Here is a 15,219-nt window from a genome sequence, read left to right on the forward strand (position 1 = left end):
AGCCATGCAAAATCCCCGGCCGAGGGGCCGGTATCTCTAGATCAACGAACGGCGGGCCGCCGCGGTTCACCGCGGGAACTCGATCGGCGCGTCGATTTCGCGAAGACCGCCCGCGCGAGACCCAGACACCGGACGTCGCCATTGAGGGTCAGGCCGAGGCGGTTGGGGACATACGCGAACGAGAGACCGGTGTACGGATCGGCGAAGCCGAGCGAGCCGCCCATGCCCGGGGTGCCGTAGGCGCGGTGGTCCGGTGAACCGAACGGGAAGGTGGGACAGGACTTTCGGAAGCCCAGGTGAAAACGGGTCGTGGTCCGCAGGACGGCATCGGGGGCGGGCACCGGACCGGCGTCGGCGATGCGGGTGCGGACCGACTCGGCGATCGGGAGCTCGCCGGACAGGCCCGCGGCATAGATGCGGGCCAGCCCGCGCGCCGAGCCGACGCCATTGCTGCCGGGCAGTTCCACCGACATGATCTCCGGCCGCACGAAATCCTCGGGCATGCCCAGATCCGGAACCGCCAGCGCGCGGAAGAGCTGACCCCGCCGCAGCAGCGCCGGAATCGCTTGATTCCAGGGCAGATTCCGTTCGTATCGCAGGTCGAGTCCGGTGGTGCGGGTCAGGCGCGCGATGCGGTCGCCGCCCAGGTCGGTGTCCAGTCCGAGGGTGAAATCCACACCCAGCGGTCCGGAGATCTCCTCGGCGATGAACCGCCGAATGGTGCGCCCGCCCGGATCGGCGCGGCGCACCAGCTCATTGACGAACAGACCGATGCTCACCGGGTGGTACCCCTGCCGGGTGCCCGGCGTCCACGCGGGCCGCTGGGCCGCCAGCACCCCCGCGACCCGGTCCAGATCCCGCAGGTCCGCCAGGGTCATCCGGGTCCCGCGCAGAATGTGCAGACCGACCTGGTGATCGATGAGCTGGCGGACGGTCACCTCACCCTTGCCGCGCGCGGCGAACTCCGGCCAGTAGCGCGCCACCGGCCGGTCGTAGTCCAGCTGCCCGCGCGTCACCAGCATGGCGAGCACCAGTGCCGCAACGCCTTTGGTGGCGGAGAAGACCGGCGCGATGGTGTCGCGCTCCCACGGCAGCCGCCGCACCGGATCGCGCCAGCCACCCCAGAGGTCGACCACGGGCGTCTCCCCGTCGAAGACCGCGACCGCCGCACCGATCTCACCGCGATGGTCGAAATTGCGCCGGAAGGCATCGGCCACCCGGCCGTATCCCTCGGCGACATAGCCGTGCGTCAGCGTCCCAGTCATCGAGGCGAGCCTAACGAAACGGACCCTCCTCGGCGCGACCCCAGACCCGGAATGGGACATAGCCCACCGCGCGACCGCGGGGACCGAGGATTCGACCCATCCGTTTGAGGGTGCGCAGGGTGAGTTGACGCTCCATGATCCGCAGCTCCGGAAACTCGCGCCGCAACCGGGTTTCCAGCAGGAGCGCCTCGCGGGGCGCGCGCAGCCAGGCGATGAGCGCGACATTGTCGTCGTCGGCGGTGGCGGAGCAGAGCCGGATCTCCGGCCAGGAGGCCAGGGCGGCACCGAGATCGTCGAGGGCGTCCGCGGGCAGGCGACCCCAGTAATTGGCGGTGACCGTCCAGCCCGCGGCCTGCTCCGCGAAATCGCAGCGAAAGACCAGTCGCCCCGAGCGGGTCATATCGGAGACGCGGCGGCGCACGGTGGTCTCGGTGAGGCCGGTGTCACGGGCCAGGTCGGCAATGCTGCGGCGGCCGTCGGCGGCCAGGGCCAGCACCAGCGCGGCATCGCCCGGTCTCGGACGGGAGGCGACCGGCTCGCGCGGATCGGTGAGCCGGTTGCGTTGGCCGGGATCGAGCGCCTGCGGTCGCCAGTGACTGCCCTCCATGTACACGTGCAGGCCGACCGCGGTGCGGATCTCCTCGACGCCGGGCAGGACGGCCAGCTCCCGGGTGGTGAGATCGTCGAGGGCACTGAGGTTTTCGACGGCCACCGAGAGTTGCAGGGGCAGACTGCCGGTCATGCGGTCGACGCTGAAGACGGCGGGCATGGCGGCGGCGCGGTCGGAGATCTCGGCCAGGTGCTCGGCGCGACAGCGCAATCGCAGATACGCGACGGTGGCGAATTCCGGTGCGTAGGCCGTGATCCAGGCCAGTCCGGATCCGGTCAGCTGCCCCCAGCGCCGGGCCGCGGTCGTCGCGTCCATGCCCAGCGATTCCCCGATGCGCGTCCACGAGGCCCGCGGATTGATCTGCAAGGCGTTGACCAGATCCAGGTCGCGCTCGTCGAAGGCGGCCAGGGCGGCGGATTCCGGCACACCGCCGCCGAGCATGGCGGTATCCGGCAATTCGGCCGTATCCTCGGGCATGGGGCCAGTGTGGCATCCAGCCACTCCTCCCGCTTATGAAGGGGCTTGGATGCCACGCACCACCCGCATCACCATCGCGCTGCTGTTCGCGGCCTGGGTCGTGGACTACATCGACCGGACCGTCGTCAATTTCGCGCTGCCGTCCATCGGTCACGACTTCGGTCTCGACCACACCCAACAGGGTCTGCTGGTGTCGGTGTTCTTCATCGCGTACGCGATCGTTCAGATTCCCGGGGGCCTGCTGGCCGACCGCTACGGGGCGCTGAAGGTCGGCATCGCGGGGCTCACGGCATGGTCGGTGTTCACCGGGTTGACGGCTCTCGCTTGGTCTTTCGCGGTGCTGCTGGGTATCCGCTTCCTGTTCGGGCTGGTGCAGGGTGTCTTTCCGGCGGCGGCCATCAAGGCATTGGCGGAACGCAGTCGGCCCGAACAGCGCACGACCGCGGCGGGGTGGACCAATTCGTCCAATGCGGCCGGGCTGCTGCTGGCCGCGGTGACCGCGGGCATCCTGCTGCCGACGGTGGGGTGGCGGGCGATGTTCGGGGTGATCTCGGTGCTCGGGGTGGCGGTGATTCTGGCGTGGCGGCGATGGATGCCGAAACCGCTGGTGCAGGACGAGATTCCGATCGCGAACATCGGTACCAGGGCCGAACGCCGCGCCGTACTGCTCTCCCCCGCGCTGCTCGGCTTCGCGATCATCTTCTTCGGCTACGACGTACTGGTGTGGGGTGTCACCGCGTGGACGCCGACCTTCCTGCACGACATGCTCCACGTGTCCCAGGGCGGCATCGCTTTCGCAGCGGTGCCGACCACACTGGCCGCGGCGGCGGGCGTGGTGATCGGGGCCCGGCTCTCGGATCGGATCGGCGGGCGGCCGCGCGTGATCGCGGTGCCCGCCATGGCATTCACCGCGGCCATGCTGTTCGTCTTGCCGCGGGTGGGGTCGCTGCTGCCGTTCGTGCTGGTGGGTACCGTGATGAGCCTGGTGGCCGGGATGGCGTACATGCCCGCGTTCGCGGTGCCGCTGCGGTCGCTGCCCAGCGCCTACATCGGCGCGGCCACGGGGGCCATTATTTTCGGCGGGCAGCTGGCGGGCGTGCTGAGCCCACTGATGTTCGGCGTGATCACCGATCATCTCTCGTACACAACGGCTTTCGAAGCCATGGCCGTCGGACCGCTGCTGGCATTGCTGGCGGCGGCCGCGGTTCCGCAAACCGCCGAGGCGTTCCGGGCGAGTGTCGCCCGGCGCGGTTCGGCGACCGTTCCCTCGGAGGAGAGTCTCACATGACCGAGCATTGGCAGCGGGTGTACCGGCAGCTGCACGCCCATCCGGAGCTGTCGGGCCAGGAGCACGCGACGGCGAGCCTGGTGGCGGCCGAACTGCGCGCCCTGCCCGGCTGGGAGGTGACCGAAAACGTCGGCGGCACCGGCGTTGTCGGTGTGCTGCACAATGGCCCGGGTCCGGTGGTGTGGCTGCGCGCGGATATGGACGGCCTGCCGGTGCAGGAGGAGACCGGACTGGATTACGCGTCCACCGTGCCCGGTGTCATGCATGCCTGCGGTCACGATGTGCATGTCGCCGCGCTGCTCGGGGTCTGCGCCGAGCTGGCCGCCGGGCCGCTGCCCGGTACGGTCGTCGCGCTCTTCCAGCCCGCCGAGGAAACGGGTTCGGGCGCGCAGGGGATGATCAACGACGGTCTGCTGGAACGTTTTCCGCGCCCGCGAATCGTGCTCGGTCAGCATGTGAGCCCGCTGCCCGCCGGGATCATCCTGAGCAAGCCCGGCACCCTCATGGCGGCCTCCGATTCGGTCCGCGTCACCTTCCTGGGCAAGGGCGGGCACGCCTCCCAGCCGCACACCGCCATCGATCCGCTGCTCATGGCGGCCTCGCTGGTGGTCCGGCTGCAATCGCTCGCCGCGCGCCAAACCGCCACCGCCGCAACGCCCGTGCTCACCGCCGGGGCCCTGCACGCGGGCACCCGGCCGAATATCATCGCCGACACCTCCGAGGTCCTGCTCAGCCTTCGCACCTTCACCGACGCCTCGCGCAATCGCATGATCGAGGGCATCCAGCGCATGGCCGAGGCCGAGGCCGCCGCGGCGGGCGCGCCCCAGGAGCCGAAAGTCGAGTTCTACGACCACTTCCCGGTCACCGAGAACACCCCCGGCGACACCGAGCGCGTGCTCGCCGCCCTGACCGAGGCCGGTCTGCCCGTCATGCCGATGGACAATCCCATAACCGGCAGTGAGGATTTCGGCGCGTTCGGCACGGCGGCCAAGGCCCCCTCGATGTTCTGGCACATCGGTGGCATCGACCCGGCCCGCTTCACCGAGGAAGACCAGCTCCACATGCTCACCGAGGGCGCTCTCCCCGAACGCTTCCCCTCCAACCACTCCCCGCACTTCGCCCCCGACCCGGCCCAGGCCCTGCCCGCCGCCATCACGACGATGCTCACCGCCGCCCGCGCCGAACTCACCCGACCTACCATGACGGAATGAGCGAATCCGGACGGTGGGAAGTCGAGGACCTCGCCCTGCGCGCGCGGCGGGCGAGCTCCTTCGGGGCGGAGGCGGCGGCCTACGACGAGCACCGTCCCGACTACCCCATCGCCGGGGTGCGGTGGGCCGTGGAGCCGCTGGGCACCACCGATATTCGGGCTCTCGACCTCGCGGCGGGGACCGGCAAACTCACCGGCGTATTGCTCACCGCGGGGCTGCGCGTCACCGCCGTCGAACCCGACGAGGCCATGCGCGCCATCCTGCACCACCACTACCCCGACGTGACGGCCCTCCCCGGAACCGCCGAATCGATCCCCCTGCCGTCGAACTCCATCGACGCGATCCTGGTCGGCCAGGCCCTGCACTGGTTCAACCTCCCCCGGGCGTTCCCCGAAATGGCCCGCGTCCTGCGCCCCGGCGGCGTCCTCGCCGCCTTCTGGAACGAGCCCGACATGACGGTCGAGTGGGTGGCCGAACTCCACCGCCTCACCCGCTCCAACGCCTCCTTCCCCCCGGCCACCCAGAACGGCCTCCCCACCCACCCCCTCTTCACCCCGTTCGAGCAGGCCGACTTCCCCCACACCCACCGCCGCACCGCCGACTCCCTCACCGCCACCATCGGCACCCACTCCCACACCCTCGTCATCCCACCCGAGGCCCGCACCACCCTCCTCACCCGCCTGTCCACCTACCTCCACACCCGCCCCGAAACCGCCACCGGCGAATTCGACATGCCCCTGCGCACCACCGTGATTCGCGCCGTCGTCAGGGACGATTCACTCGTCGAAGGCGATGTGGAGGGTGGGGGAATCGGGGAGGGTTTGGCAGGCGAGGGTTAGGCCCTGGGAGAGTTCTTCGGGGATCAGGGATTCGTTCTGGAGCATGTGGGTGCGGCCGTGTTTGACGGTGCAGACGCAGGTGGCGCAGGCGGATTCGCGGCAGACGTAGGGGGCGTCGATGCCGTGGTCGAGGAGGACGTCGAGGAGTTTCTTGGTTTTGGGCCAGGGGAGGGTGTGGGTTCGGCCGTCGATGTCTACGCGGAGGGTGGAGATGTCGGCGGTGGGGGTGGTGTGCGCGGCTTCGGTGGCGACGGGCGTGTGGTGTTCGAAGGGGTTGTCGGTCAGGGAGCGGTACTGCTCCTGGTGGATGGATCGCTCGGGGATGCGTAGCTGGCCGAGGCCTTGCTTGACCGCGATGGCGAAACCCGTTGGGCCGCAGAGGTAGACATCGTGGCGGCGGTAGGGGCGGGCGAGGGTGGCGATGGCGCGGGCGGTGGGGAGGCCGCGGTCGGATTCGAACCAGTGCAGGAGTGTCAGGCGGCGGGAATGGCGGCGAGCCAGCTGGTCCAGTTGGCTCGCGAAGATGGTCGAGTGTCTGTCCCGGTTCGCGTAGACGAGGGCGATATTGCTTCGGCCCAGCGTGAGGGCGGATTTGAGGATCGACATGATCGGGGTGATGCCGCTGCCCGCCGCGCACAGCAGGAGGTCGCGGTTCCAGGTCCGGGGAGTGAAGTTTCCGGCAGGCTCGAGGACGGTCAGGATGTCGCCCACGGAGACGTTGTCGCACAACCAGTTCGAGGCGTAACCGTCGGAGGTGCGTTTGATGGTGATGGCGGGGCGGTCGTCGCAGTGCGGGCTGCTGGACAGCGAGTAGCAGCGGGCCACGGAACCCGTTCGCTCGCTCGGGATTCGGAGGGTCAGGTATTGGCCCGGCGCGTAGGTGAAGCGGTGGGTCAGGTCGGTGGGGATATCGAAGATCAGCGAGACCGCCTCGGCGGTCTCGCTGATGACTTCGCGCACCTTCAGGTCGTGGGCGCGCGCATTCACCGGGGGCCTCCTCCCCTGCCCACGACGAGCTCGCCGAGCGACTGAATGCGCTCCATCGACAGTGGTTGCGTGATCCGGCGATTCACGCCGGGAGCCAGGCGGAGCATGAAGTAGCCGAGCCAGGCCTCGGCGCGGACGGGCACCACGGCCAGGTCGTAGCGCACGGCGCGAACCACGGCCCGTGCCACCAGATCCGGACTCAGGGGCGAGAACGGCAGCCGCTCCGCCAGCTCCTGAATCTGGGTGGTGATCTGCTTACCGCGCTCCACCAACGCCGGATCGACGCCGACCGCGATCGCGTGCCGGGCGATATTCGTATTGATCACGCCGGGGCAGATCGCGCTCACCCCAACGCCTTTGGGTGCGAGCTCCAGGCGCAGACACTCGGTGAGCATCTTCACCCCCGCCTTGGACACCGAGTAGGCGGACATGACCGGTGTCGGGGTGAACGCCGCCGCGGAGGCGATATTCACAATGTGGCCGCGCTTGCCCTCGTCGATCATGAGGCGACCGAAGGCCCGGCAGCCGTACACCACGCCGAGCAGATTCACACTCAGCTGGCGGTCCCAATCCTCGGGCTCGAGATCCAGGAACGCGCCGCTGACCAGGATTCCGGCATTGTTCACCAGCACATCCGGGACGCCGTGGTCGGCGTGCACGTCGCGGGCGAAGGCCGCCCAGGCGTGCGGATCGGTGACATCCAGTTGCATGGCCACCGCACGCTGCCCCGTGGACTGGATGATCGCGACCGTGGACAGCGCCGCGTCCTTGTCGATATCGGAGACGATGACCCGGGCGCCCATGCGTGCGAACCGCAGTGCCGTGGCCCGCCCGATCCCGCTGCCCGCGCCGGTGACGACCACCAGTCGGGGATCGATGGAGTTGAGCTTCACAACGCCTCCTCGGAGAGCACGGCCGACTCCGGCGCGACCGGCGCGCCGACGGTGTAGCGGTACACGTCGAGATCGAAATGGCGGTTCTGCCAATACATCTCGCCGTGGGTGGACGGACGGAACGGCGAATCGCCGTGATTGTCGATGTAATAGGTGTTGGAGCCCGCGCAGACCGGGGTGAACAGGAAATTCTTCTCCTGCCGCCGCAGGCAGCGCCGGAAGTACTCGTCGTGGACTTCCTGGCGGATCTCCACCTCGGTCGTTCCGCGCGCCTTCGATTCGGCGATGACCCGCGCCAAATGCGCCGCAGTGGCCTCGATCATCCAGATGTAGGAGCCGAGCACGAATCCGTAGGGACCGGTAATGGTGAAGGCGTTCGGGAATCCCGGCACCGAAACGCCCTGGTAGGACTGGTATCGGTGCTCATCCCAGAACTTCTCGAGATCCTTGCCGCCGCGCCCGCGGACCGGGAACGGCGGCACCGAGCCCTTGTCCCACAGCTTGAATCCGGTCGCGCAGATGAGCACGTCGATCTCGTGCTCGGTGCCGTCGGCGGTGCGCACACCGCGCTCGGTGATCCGGGCGATGGAATCGGTGACCAGACTGACGTCGGAGCGGTTGAACGTCCTCAGGTAGTCGTTCGACATGGAGGGCCGCTTGCATCCCAATCCATAACGCGGCGTGAGCTTCTCCCGCAGTTCGGGATCGTTCACCTGTGCCCGCATCCAGCGGCGAATCGGCGCTTCGGTCAGGCGTCGACCGGCGGCGGTGAGCCAGGCCGGGCCCACGACCATGCCGCTCATGGCCAGCTCGGTGCCGACATTGCCGACCAGGCGCAGGGCGGAGCGAATCCCGCTGTTGCCCAGTACTTGTCGGCCCAGCCAGCCGATCTCGGCATCGTTCTTGGGGAAGACCCAGATCGGTGTCCGCTGGAAGACGGTCAGATGCTCGACCTGATCCACGATCGCCGGAATCAGTTGCAGCGCGGTCGCTCCCGTCCCGATCACCGCCACGCGCTTACCGGCCAGCGACACATCGTGATCCCACAGCGCGGTATGCATCAAGGTCCCGCCGAAGTCGTTCAGCCCCTCGATATCCGGCATCTTGAGCCGTTCCAGCCCGCCCACCGCCAGCACCGCGTAGCGGGCCGTGAGCTGCTCGCCGCCGTCGGTGCGCAAGCGCCACAGGCTGTTCCGATCGTCGAATTCGGCCGCCACGATGGTCGTGTTCAGCCGCAGTTTGTCGCGCAGCCCGTACTTGTCGACCATGTCCTCGGCGTAGTCACGCAACTCCGTGCCGGGCGCGAAGACCCGCGACCAGTCACCGCGCTGCTCGTAGGAGAAGCTGTAGATGAACGACGGGATGTCCACCGCCACCCCGGGATAGGTATTGGCATGCCAGGTGCCGCCCACCCGATCCCATTTGTCGACGATCACGAAGTCGTGAATCCCTTTGCGCTGCAGTGCTATTCCGGTGCCGATTCCTCCGAACCCGGCCCCGATCACGATCACCTCGTGATCGGGGCGGGCCTCGGCGGGCACACCACTGCCACCGTTTCTCCCCATTGCCGCCAACCTTCCCGGTTCAGCCGATGCGATCCAGCAGTTCGCCGTCCGCGCCAAACAGCTCCCGCCGCCACCGCTCCAGCAGCTCGGTGGTGTCGATATCGTCCGGATGGAAGCCCGGCCGCAAGTACGGCCGCATTTCCTTCATGAGCCCCCGCACGATCGGCCCGCGGTACAGCCGAATCGATTGCCGCGCCACCCGCAACGGCCGCCAGCTGCGTGGATCACTGAGGATCGAGGCGAGCACGCCCAGCGAGACACCGGGAATGGTCACGTAGTACATGGCCGCCATGACCCCGATGCGGACGAGTTCCGGACCGCCGTGGGCGCGATACACGTCGAAGGCCACCGACTTGTGCTCGAGCTCCTCGAAAGCGTGCCAGTTCAACAGGTTCCACACCTCGGCGTCGCCCGGAATCGCCTGGATCTCGGGCGTTCCCAGCACCCGCTTGGCCAGCGTCGCCGTGTAGTGCTCGGCCGCCGCGGTGAACGCCAGGTGCACCGAGCGCGGCACCAGGTTCTCCACCCGGATCAGCGCCTTCTCCCGCAGCGCGTCATGGCCGAAGGTGAAGACCCGCACGATGGGAAAGCCGTTGGCGATGAGCTGCTCGTTCAGCCGCCGATGCTGCTGCCCGTGCACCGCCTCCTGACCGATGAACCCCGCCACCCGCTTCTTCAGCACCGGATCGGTGATCTCGTCGGAGTACTTGCGCACCGACCGGATGAACGACTCCTCGCCGGGCGGAAAAGCACCGGACAGCAGGGCGACCAGATGGGTGAGGGGAATGTCGCCCTGGATGAAGTGATGCGCCATGGGTTCGGGCTCACCGAACCGGAATCGCATGCGCCGCACCTTCGGATAGGGCACGGGGGACGTGGTTTCCTGCCGACCGATCGCCATTGGTCGGTCCTTTCTCGAATGGAGTTGTGGTTACTTCAGGTGGTCTACGAGCTGTCCGTCTTTCCCGAAAAGCTCCTGCTGCCAACGCGAGAGCAGCGCCGAGGTGTCGATGTCGTCGGGATGGAAGCCCGGGCGCAGATACTTGGCCAGCTCCGGCATGAGCCCGCGGAAAACCGGACCGGTGAACAGCCGATACGCCTCGCGCGCGACCCGAACCGGTTGCCGACGCGCGGTCTCGTCACCCGCCACGGCCAGCGCCAGGCTCAGGTAGGTCAGCGGCAGCGTCAGCGAATACATGGCGAGCATGACCCCGATGCGGGTGCGCTCGGTGCCGCCGATCGCGCGGAACACGTCGAACGCCACCGATTTGTGCTCGAGCTCTTCCAGCGCATGCCAATTCAGCAGGTTCCACACCTCGGGATCGCCGGGAATGTTCTGGATCTCGTCACTGGACAGCACCCGCTGCGCCAGCACGGCGGTGTAGTGCTCGGCCGCCGCGGTCATGGCCAGGTGCACCTCGGGCGAGAGCCGCTGCTCGAGCCACAGGGCACGTTCCTTGGCCTTGTCGCTGTCCAGCCATTGGATGGGATAGCCGAGCTCCACGAGCTTTTCATTGAGTTTGCGGTGTTCCTGGCCGTGCATGGCCTCCTGGCCGACGAATCCGGTGACCCGCTTCTTGAGCACCGGATCGGTGACGCGGTCGGCCACGCGCCGGACCGAGCGGATGAAGGATTCCTCGCCCGCCGGGAAGCCCCCTGACATACCGGCCACGAAATGGCTGTAGACCATGTCGTTTTCGACGAAGTACTTGTCGTGCGAGTCGGTGCGATCGAATCGGAACCTGATGCGACGGGCCTTCGGATAGGCCTGCGCCGGAAGGGTATTCGCCATCTGGACCATCCTTGGTGCAACACACAGTACCTAGTACCGCGTGTTCGATGTAGAGCCCAGTGTAGGATTGTCCCAGACACCACACAAGGGGTGCGTGCCCTCGAATCGAATTACAATCTGCCGCATGGCCTCCCACCCGCGCCGCGACCGTCCGGCCGAGCCGAAGGGTGATGCCCGCTACGACCGCTGGCACACGCACCGCACCTCGGTCCGCGCCGAACTCATCGAGGCCACCATTCGCGCCATCGATACCCACGGCCCCGATCTCTCCATCGACGATGTGGTGAAAACCGCTGGTATACCGCGCCCCAAGCTGTATCGCTTCTTCGGCGACAAGGTCGAGCTACTGGCCGCGGTGAGCGGTCGCGTGCAGGAGCTCATCGTCGACCGCGTCACCCCGCACCTGGACCCGACCGGACCGCTGCGCGAGGGCCTGCGCACTGCCCTGTCCGCCTACATCGACCTGGTGGCCGAGCGCCCCAACCTGTTTCGCTTCATTGTCAGTTCACACGTGGTCGCGGCTTTCGGCGCGGCCCGGTTGATCGAGGACGGCCGCCCACTGTCCGATACAGTCGCCGACTTCTTCTCCGGCGTACTGCGCCTGCGTGGCGCGAACGGCGACCACACCCAGTTCGTCGTCGACGCCATGCTCGGTGCGATCGGCCTCGGCGTGCTGCGCTGGCTCAACGAACCGGTCATTACCTCGAAGGAGCTCACCGAGGAGCTGACGGCCTTCGCCTGGGGCGCGCTCTCGGCGACCGCCGAGGCGCGCGGACTCATCCTCGATCCCGCGGCTCCGCTCATGCCGGTCCACGAACTCAGCGAATAGCCCTCAGCCAGCGGCCATTTCGCGCTGCACCGTGGTGGTGATCTGCGCGGCGGTCAGGATCATGGCGACCAGGAAGTCGATGAGCTGCGCGCGGTCGATCTCGAGTTCGCCGCGCAGCCATTCGACGAGGATCTCCAGCCCGCCGTGCGCGACCGTGCGCGCGGCGAGTTCGGCGTGCACACCCTCGACGGCGGCGTCGCCGAGCAGCTCCCGGCCCTGATCGAGCATGACCTCGGTGACCACGCCGACGAGATCGGTTCTGCGCTGGCGCAATTCGTCGGTGGTCTGCATATCGATGGCCAGCCTGCGCCGGGCGGGATGGTCGGCAATGGCGGTCACACCGGCCTCGACCACGGCCCGCAACCGAATCCGGGCATCGGCGGGCGCGGTGACGATGGCGTTCATGACGGCGGCGACCACCTCGGCCAACTGCTCCCCCACCAGCTCGTACAGTAGCCGATCGGTATGCCCGTAGGCCTCGTAGAAGTAGCGGTCGTTCAACCCCGCGCGAGCACACAGCGCACGCACCTTGAGCCCGCCGATCCCCTCCTCCGCAATGACCTCGAGCGCCGCCGCCCGCAACTGCTCACGCCGCTGCGCCCGCCGCTCGTCGGCGCTCCGACCGGCGTATCGACCAGCGGGTCCAGCGTCCCGGCCACGGGTTCCGTCCACGGTGCCGCCTCATCTCTTGCCATGCCGGACAGTTTGGTGAAGACTATCACCAAACATTCTGGTGACCGTCTTCACCAGATGCACACAAGGAGCTGCCCGATGACGCGCACGCGACCGACGACCATTCCGGCCCGGCACCCCGACGACCCGGCCTCGGTGCCGGTGCTGGGTCCGGTAGCCAAGCTGCTGGGGATCCAGCCCCCGAACGATGCCGAGTGGGCGGCCATGGGGGAAGCCCTCACCATCGGCGACCGGCCCATGGACGAGCTGGTGGAGTGGATGTACACCGCCGGGATGGGAACGGCGCGGCCGCTGTTCGATCGGGCCCTCGAATACGGCATCGACAGCATTCCCGACGCGCCGGAACCCTTGCGGGCCTTCTTCACCCAGGTGGAGAACCCGCCCGCATGGGTGGACTGGAAGCGAATCACGCTGGGGGAGCGTATCTTCCAGGCCGCCGGTCTCGACGGCATCTACCTCGCGCGCGATGTCCCGTTCCTCGGCGGGTTCGTGGCCTCCGGCATCAACCGCACGCTGCTGCTCACCAATACCGGCAAGAGCGGCGCGACCGGCGGCGGACAGCGCTTCGCCGAAACCATGAAGTGGGCGCTGGACGTCATCTCGGACGGCGGAATGCGGCCCGGCGGAATAGGTTTCCGCTCCACCCTGCACGTCCGGCTGATCCACACCTTCGTGCGCCGCCATGTCGCGAACCTGCCCGAGTGGCGCGCCGAGGAATGGGGCGTGCCGGTGAACCAGACGGACATGGCGGTCACCATGCTGGGCGCGCTCTACGCACCGGCGCTCACCAGCATCATGATGGGAAATGTCTTCACACCGCGGGAACTCGATGCCATCGTGCATCTCACGCGCTACGTCGGCTGGGTCATGGGCATCGAGGAGCGCTACCTGCCCACCGGCTTCCTGGACGCCACCAAACAGCTCTACCACTACCTGTCCGTCCTCACCGCCCCGGACGAGACCAGCGCGCGCCTGGCCCGCCCCATGGCCGAGGACCCTCTGACCTGGTACTACCCGCATCTCGCCGGACTGCGCCGCAGAATCGCCTGGGCCCAGCACCTGTCGATCAGCACGACCTTCCTCGGCCGCGAGAGCATGCGCCAACTAGGCCTGCCCACGTACATGCCACCCTGGTACCCGATGGCCAAATTCCCGGTCAACGTGGCCCGCTCGGGCCTGGGCATCCTGGTCCCGGGATGGCGCACCCGGCAAGCCCGCGCGGGCCTGCGCGCCCAGCACGCCTTCATGACAACCCTGATCGGCCCGAAGGACGAGGGGGCCATCGGCGGTTCCGTGACCTACATAGACCACGCGGCCTGACCTCAGCTACGCGCGTCGGGTCGGACCGCCTTGTCACTCAAGAATCAGTGCGATTCCAACGGTGTCCGAAAACCTCCGGAGAACCGATAGTGCAGACCTGCTGTGCTGCGTGTTCTTAGCTGGAGGCCCTGGTGAACAGTCCCAATCCAACGCCGGACAGACCCGGTCGAGCGGGGTGGCCCGACGCCCTCGGGCGGCTGGGTGCCGACTGGTGGTCGGTGATCGTGTCGGGTGTGGTGGTCGTGCTTGCCGTATTCGACATTCTGCCGAAGATTCCGTGGTGACGCCGTGAGTGATATCGCTGCCACCCCAGATCTGAACAAGACTGCCGAAACCGGGGCCGACACCGAGGCTTTCGACGAAACGAGCGGGCCGCTAACGCTCACCCGGCTGCTGAGCTACCTCCCCGGCATCGCGCTGTTGATCGCGGTCGGGGTGCTGGGTAAGTATGCCGAGATCTGGTGGTTGAAGCTGGCCAAGCACGAGCACTGGACCGTCCCGGATATCGAATATGTGTTGTGGGCCATCCTGATCGGGCTGCTCATCACCAATACTGTTGGGCTGCATCCGATCTTCAAGCCGGGGATCGGAACTTACGAGTTCTGGCTCAAGATCGGCATCATCGCCCTGGGCGCGCGGTTCGTGCTCGGCGATGTCGCGAAGCTGGGCGGGACGAGCTTCCTGCAGATTCTGGTCGACATGACCGTGTCGGGGGCGATCATCCTGCTGGTGGCCCGCAAGCTCGGGCTGTCGGGCAAGCTCGGATCGCTGCTGGCCATCGGCACCGCCATCTGTGGCGTATCGGCGATCATCGCGGGCAAGGGCGCGATTCGGGCCCGCAATTCCGATGTCTCCTATGCCATCGCGGCCATTCTGGCGCTCGGCGCGGTGGCGCTGTTCGCGCTGCCGCCGCTGGGTCACGCCATCGGGCTCAGCGATCACGAGTTCGGGCTGTGGGCGGGTCTGGCCGTGGACAATACCGCCGAGACCACCGCCACCGGCTACCTGTTCTCCGATGAGGCGGGCAAGATCGCGGTGCTGGTCAAGTCGACCCGCAACGCGCTGATCGGGTTCGTGGTGCTGGGCTTCGCGGCCTACTGGGCCGCGCGCGGTGAGGCCGACGCCATCGCGCCGGGTGTGCGCGCCAAGGCGGCGTTCGTGTGGGCGAAGTTCCCGAAGTTCGTGCTGGGCTTCCTGGCCGTGTCGGCGCTGGCGACCGTGCACTGGCTGAACAAGGCCCAGGTCGCCAATCTCGGCGCGGTGTCACGGTGGGCGTTCCTGCTGACCTTCGCGGGCGTCGGGCTGAACACCAATATCCGCGAGTTGGCCCGCACCGGATGGCGTCCGCTCGTGGTGGCCGTGGTCGGCCTGGTGTCGGTGGCGGTGGTCTCGCTGGTGCTGGTGCTGCTCACCTCGCGCGTGCTGCACTGGGGCGTCGGGAGCTGAGAAC

At 67.8% G+C, this 15,219-nt stretch carries 15 protein-coding genes; 7 read left to right on the plus strand and 8 right to left on the minus strand.

Annotated elements, in window-relative coordinates; all coding sequences use genetic code 11:
- Positions 1–41: 41 nt before the first annotated feature.
- Positions 42–1,265: a serine hydrolase domain-containing protein gene (locus tag VMT40_RS38690; RefSeq protein ID WP_326364651.1), complete on the minus strand. Its 1,224-nt coding sequence runs from the start codon at positions 1,263–1,265 to the stop codon at positions 42–44.
- 10 nt (positions 1,266–1,275) lie between these two features.
- Complete coding sequence (locus VMT40_RS38695) at positions 1,276–2,352, minus strand: Lrp/AsnC family transcriptional regulator (RefSeq protein WP_326364652.1); 1,077 nt, start codon at positions 2,350–2,352, stop codon at positions 1,276–1,278.
- Between the two features lie 49 nt (positions 2,353–2,401).
- On the opposite strand from VMT40_RS38695, the gene VMT40_RS38700 reads away from it, so the two are divergent.
- The 3 genes from VMT40_RS38700 to VMT40_RS38710 are packed head-to-tail and all read left to right on the plus strand — an operon-like array spanning position 2,402 to position 5,690.
- A complete protein-coding gene (locus VMT40_RS38700) occupies positions 2,402–3,640 on the plus strand; it encodes an MFS transporter (RefSeq protein WP_326364653.1) in 1,239 nt (412 codons plus the stop codon).
- Complete coding sequence (locus VMT40_RS38705) at positions 3,637–4,851, plus strand: amidohydrolase (RefSeq protein ID WP_326364654.1); 1,215 nt, start codon at positions 3,637–3,639, stop codon at positions 4,849–4,851. The genes VMT40_RS38700 and VMT40_RS38705 overlap by 4 nt, the downstream gene beginning before the upstream one ends.
- Positions 4,848–5,690 carry a class I SAM-dependent methyltransferase gene (locus tag VMT40_RS38710; RefSeq protein ID WP_326364655.1) on the plus strand — a complete coding sequence of 281 codons (843 nt, stop codon included), beginning with the start codon at positions 4,848–4,850 and terminating at the stop codon, positions 5,688–5,690. Before VMT40_RS38705 ends, VMT40_RS38710 begins: the two co-directional genes overlap by 4 nt.
- On the opposite strand, the gene VMT40_RS38715 is transcribed toward VMT40_RS38710, so the two are convergent.
- From VMT40_RS38715 to VMT40_RS38735, 5 genes are read right to left on the minus strand one after another with little or no spacing between them, the layout of a single operon-like run.
- The gene (locus VMT40_RS38715; RefSeq protein WP_326364656.1) at positions 5,628–6,677 is read right to left on the minus strand and encodes a ferredoxin--NADP reductase; all 1,050 of its coding nucleotides are present in this window, start codon (positions 6,675–6,677) and stop codon (positions 5,628–5,630) included. The two genes, VMT40_RS38710 and VMT40_RS38715, sit on opposite strands and share 63 nt — an antisense overlap.
- A complete protein-coding gene (locus tag VMT40_RS38720) occupies positions 6,674–7,570 on the minus strand; it encodes an SDR family NAD(P)-dependent oxidoreductase (RefSeq protein WP_326364657.1) in 897 nt (298 codons plus the stop codon). Before VMT40_RS38720 ends, VMT40_RS38715 begins: the two co-directional genes overlap by 4 nt.
- Entirely contained in the window at positions 7,567–9,135 is a 1,569-nt protein-coding gene (locus tag VMT40_RS38725; RefSeq protein ID WP_326364658.1) for a flavin-containing monooxygenase, read from the minus strand. Before VMT40_RS38725 ends, VMT40_RS38720 begins: the two co-directional genes overlap by 4 nt.
- Before the next feature lie 19 nt (positions 9,136–9,154).
- Positions 9,155–10,036: a metal-dependent hydrolase gene (locus VMT40_RS38730; RefSeq protein ID WP_326364659.1), complete on the minus strand. Its 882-nt coding sequence runs from the start codon at positions 10,034–10,036 to the stop codon at positions 9,155–9,157.
- Between the two features lie 30 nt (positions 10,037–10,066).
- Positions 10,067–10,927: a metal-dependent hydrolase gene (locus tag VMT40_RS38735; RefSeq protein WP_326364660.1), complete on the minus strand. Its 861-nt coding sequence runs from the start codon at positions 10,925–10,927 to the stop codon at positions 10,067–10,069.
- A 124-nt stretch (positions 10,928–11,051) separates the two neighbouring features.
- Here VMT40_RS38735 and VMT40_RS38740 point away from each other — a divergent pair, with 124 nt between their 5' ends.
- Entirely contained in the window at positions 11,052–11,756 is a 705-nt protein-coding gene (locus VMT40_RS38740) for a TetR/AcrR family transcriptional regulator (RefSeq protein ID WP_326364661.1), read from the plus strand.
- A 3-nt stretch (positions 11,757–11,759) separates the two neighbouring features.
- Here the strand turns inward: VMT40_RS38740 and VMT40_RS38745 are convergent, their stop codons facing one another.
- On the minus strand, positions 11,760–12,428 hold the full coding sequence (locus VMT40_RS38745; RefSeq protein ID WP_326364662.1) for a TetR/AcrR family transcriptional regulator: 669 nt from the start codon (positions 12,426–12,428) through the stop codon (positions 11,760–11,762).
- Between the two features lie 99 nt (positions 12,429–12,527).
- On the opposite strand from VMT40_RS38745, the gene VMT40_RS38750 reads away from it, so the two are divergent.
- The 3 genes from VMT40_RS38750 (at position 12,528) to VMT40_RS38760 (ending at position 15,215) form a co-directional block, all read left to right on the plus strand.
- Entirely contained in the window at positions 12,528–13,769 is a 1,242-nt protein-coding gene (locus VMT40_RS38750) for an oxygenase MpaB family protein (protein ID WP_326364663.1), read from the plus strand.
- A gap of 131 nt (positions 13,770–13,900) precedes the next feature.
- Positions 13,901–14,053, plus strand: coding sequence for a hypothetical protein (locus tag VMT40_RS38755; protein WP_326364664.1), 153 nt, complete (start codon positions 13,901–13,903; stop codon positions 14,051–14,053).
- A 4-nt stretch (positions 14,054–14,057) separates the two neighbouring features.
- A complete protein-coding gene (locus VMT40_RS38760) occupies positions 14,058–15,215 on the plus strand; it encodes a YeiH family protein (RefSeq protein ID WP_442790133.1) in 1,158 nt (385 codons plus the stop codon).
- Positions 15,216–15,219: the final 4 nt, after the last annotated feature.

This window comes from Nocardia sp. CDC160, assembly GCF_035818795.1.
GTDB lineage: Bacteria > Actinomycetota > Actinomycetes > Mycobacteriales > Mycobacteriaceae > Nocardia.

What these genes read in the sequence shown, in the direction of transcription:
- VMT40_RS38690 (WP_326364651.1), bottom strand. Translation starts at nt 1,265, where the DNA reads ATGACTGGGACGCTGACGCACGGCTATGTCGCCGAGGGATACGGCCGG.
- VMT40_RS38695 (WP_326364652.1), bottom strand. Translation starts at nt 2,352, where the DNA reads ATGCCCGAGGATACGGCCGAATTGCCGGATACCGCCATGCTCGGCGGC.
- VMT40_RS38700 (WP_326364653.1), top strand. Translation starts at nt 2,402, where the DNA reads ATGCCACGCACCACCCGCATCACCATCGCGCTGCTGTTCGCGGCCTGG.
- VMT40_RS38705 (WP_326364654.1), top strand. Translation starts at nt 3,637, where the DNA reads ATGACCGAGCATTGGCAGCGGGTGTACCGGCAGCTGCACGCCCATCCG.
- VMT40_RS38710 (WP_326364655.1), top strand. Translation starts at nt 4,848, where the DNA reads ATGAGCGAATCCGGACGGTGGGAAGTCGAGGACCTCGCCCTGCGCGCG.
- VMT40_RS38725 (WP_326364658.1), bottom strand. Translation starts at nt 9,135, where the DNA reads ATGGGGAGAAACGGTGGCAGTGGTGTGCCCGCCGAGGCCCGCCCCGAT.
- VMT40_RS38730 (WP_326364659.1), bottom strand. Translation starts at nt 10,036, where the DNA reads ATGGCGATCGGTCGGCAGGAAACCACGTCCCCCGTGCCCTATCCGAAG.
- VMT40_RS38735 (WP_326364660.1), bottom strand. Translation starts at nt 10,927, where the DNA reads ATGGCGAATACCCTTCCGGCGCAGGCCTATCCGAAGGCCCGTCGCATC.
- VMT40_RS38740 (WP_326364661.1), top strand. Translation starts at nt 11,052, where the DNA reads ATGGCCTCCCACCCGCGCCGCGACCGTCCGGCCGAGCCGAAGGGTGAT.
- VMT40_RS38750 (WP_326364663.1), top strand. Translation starts at nt 12,528, where the DNA reads ATGACGCGCACGCGACCGACGACCATTCCGGCCCGGCACCCCGACGAC.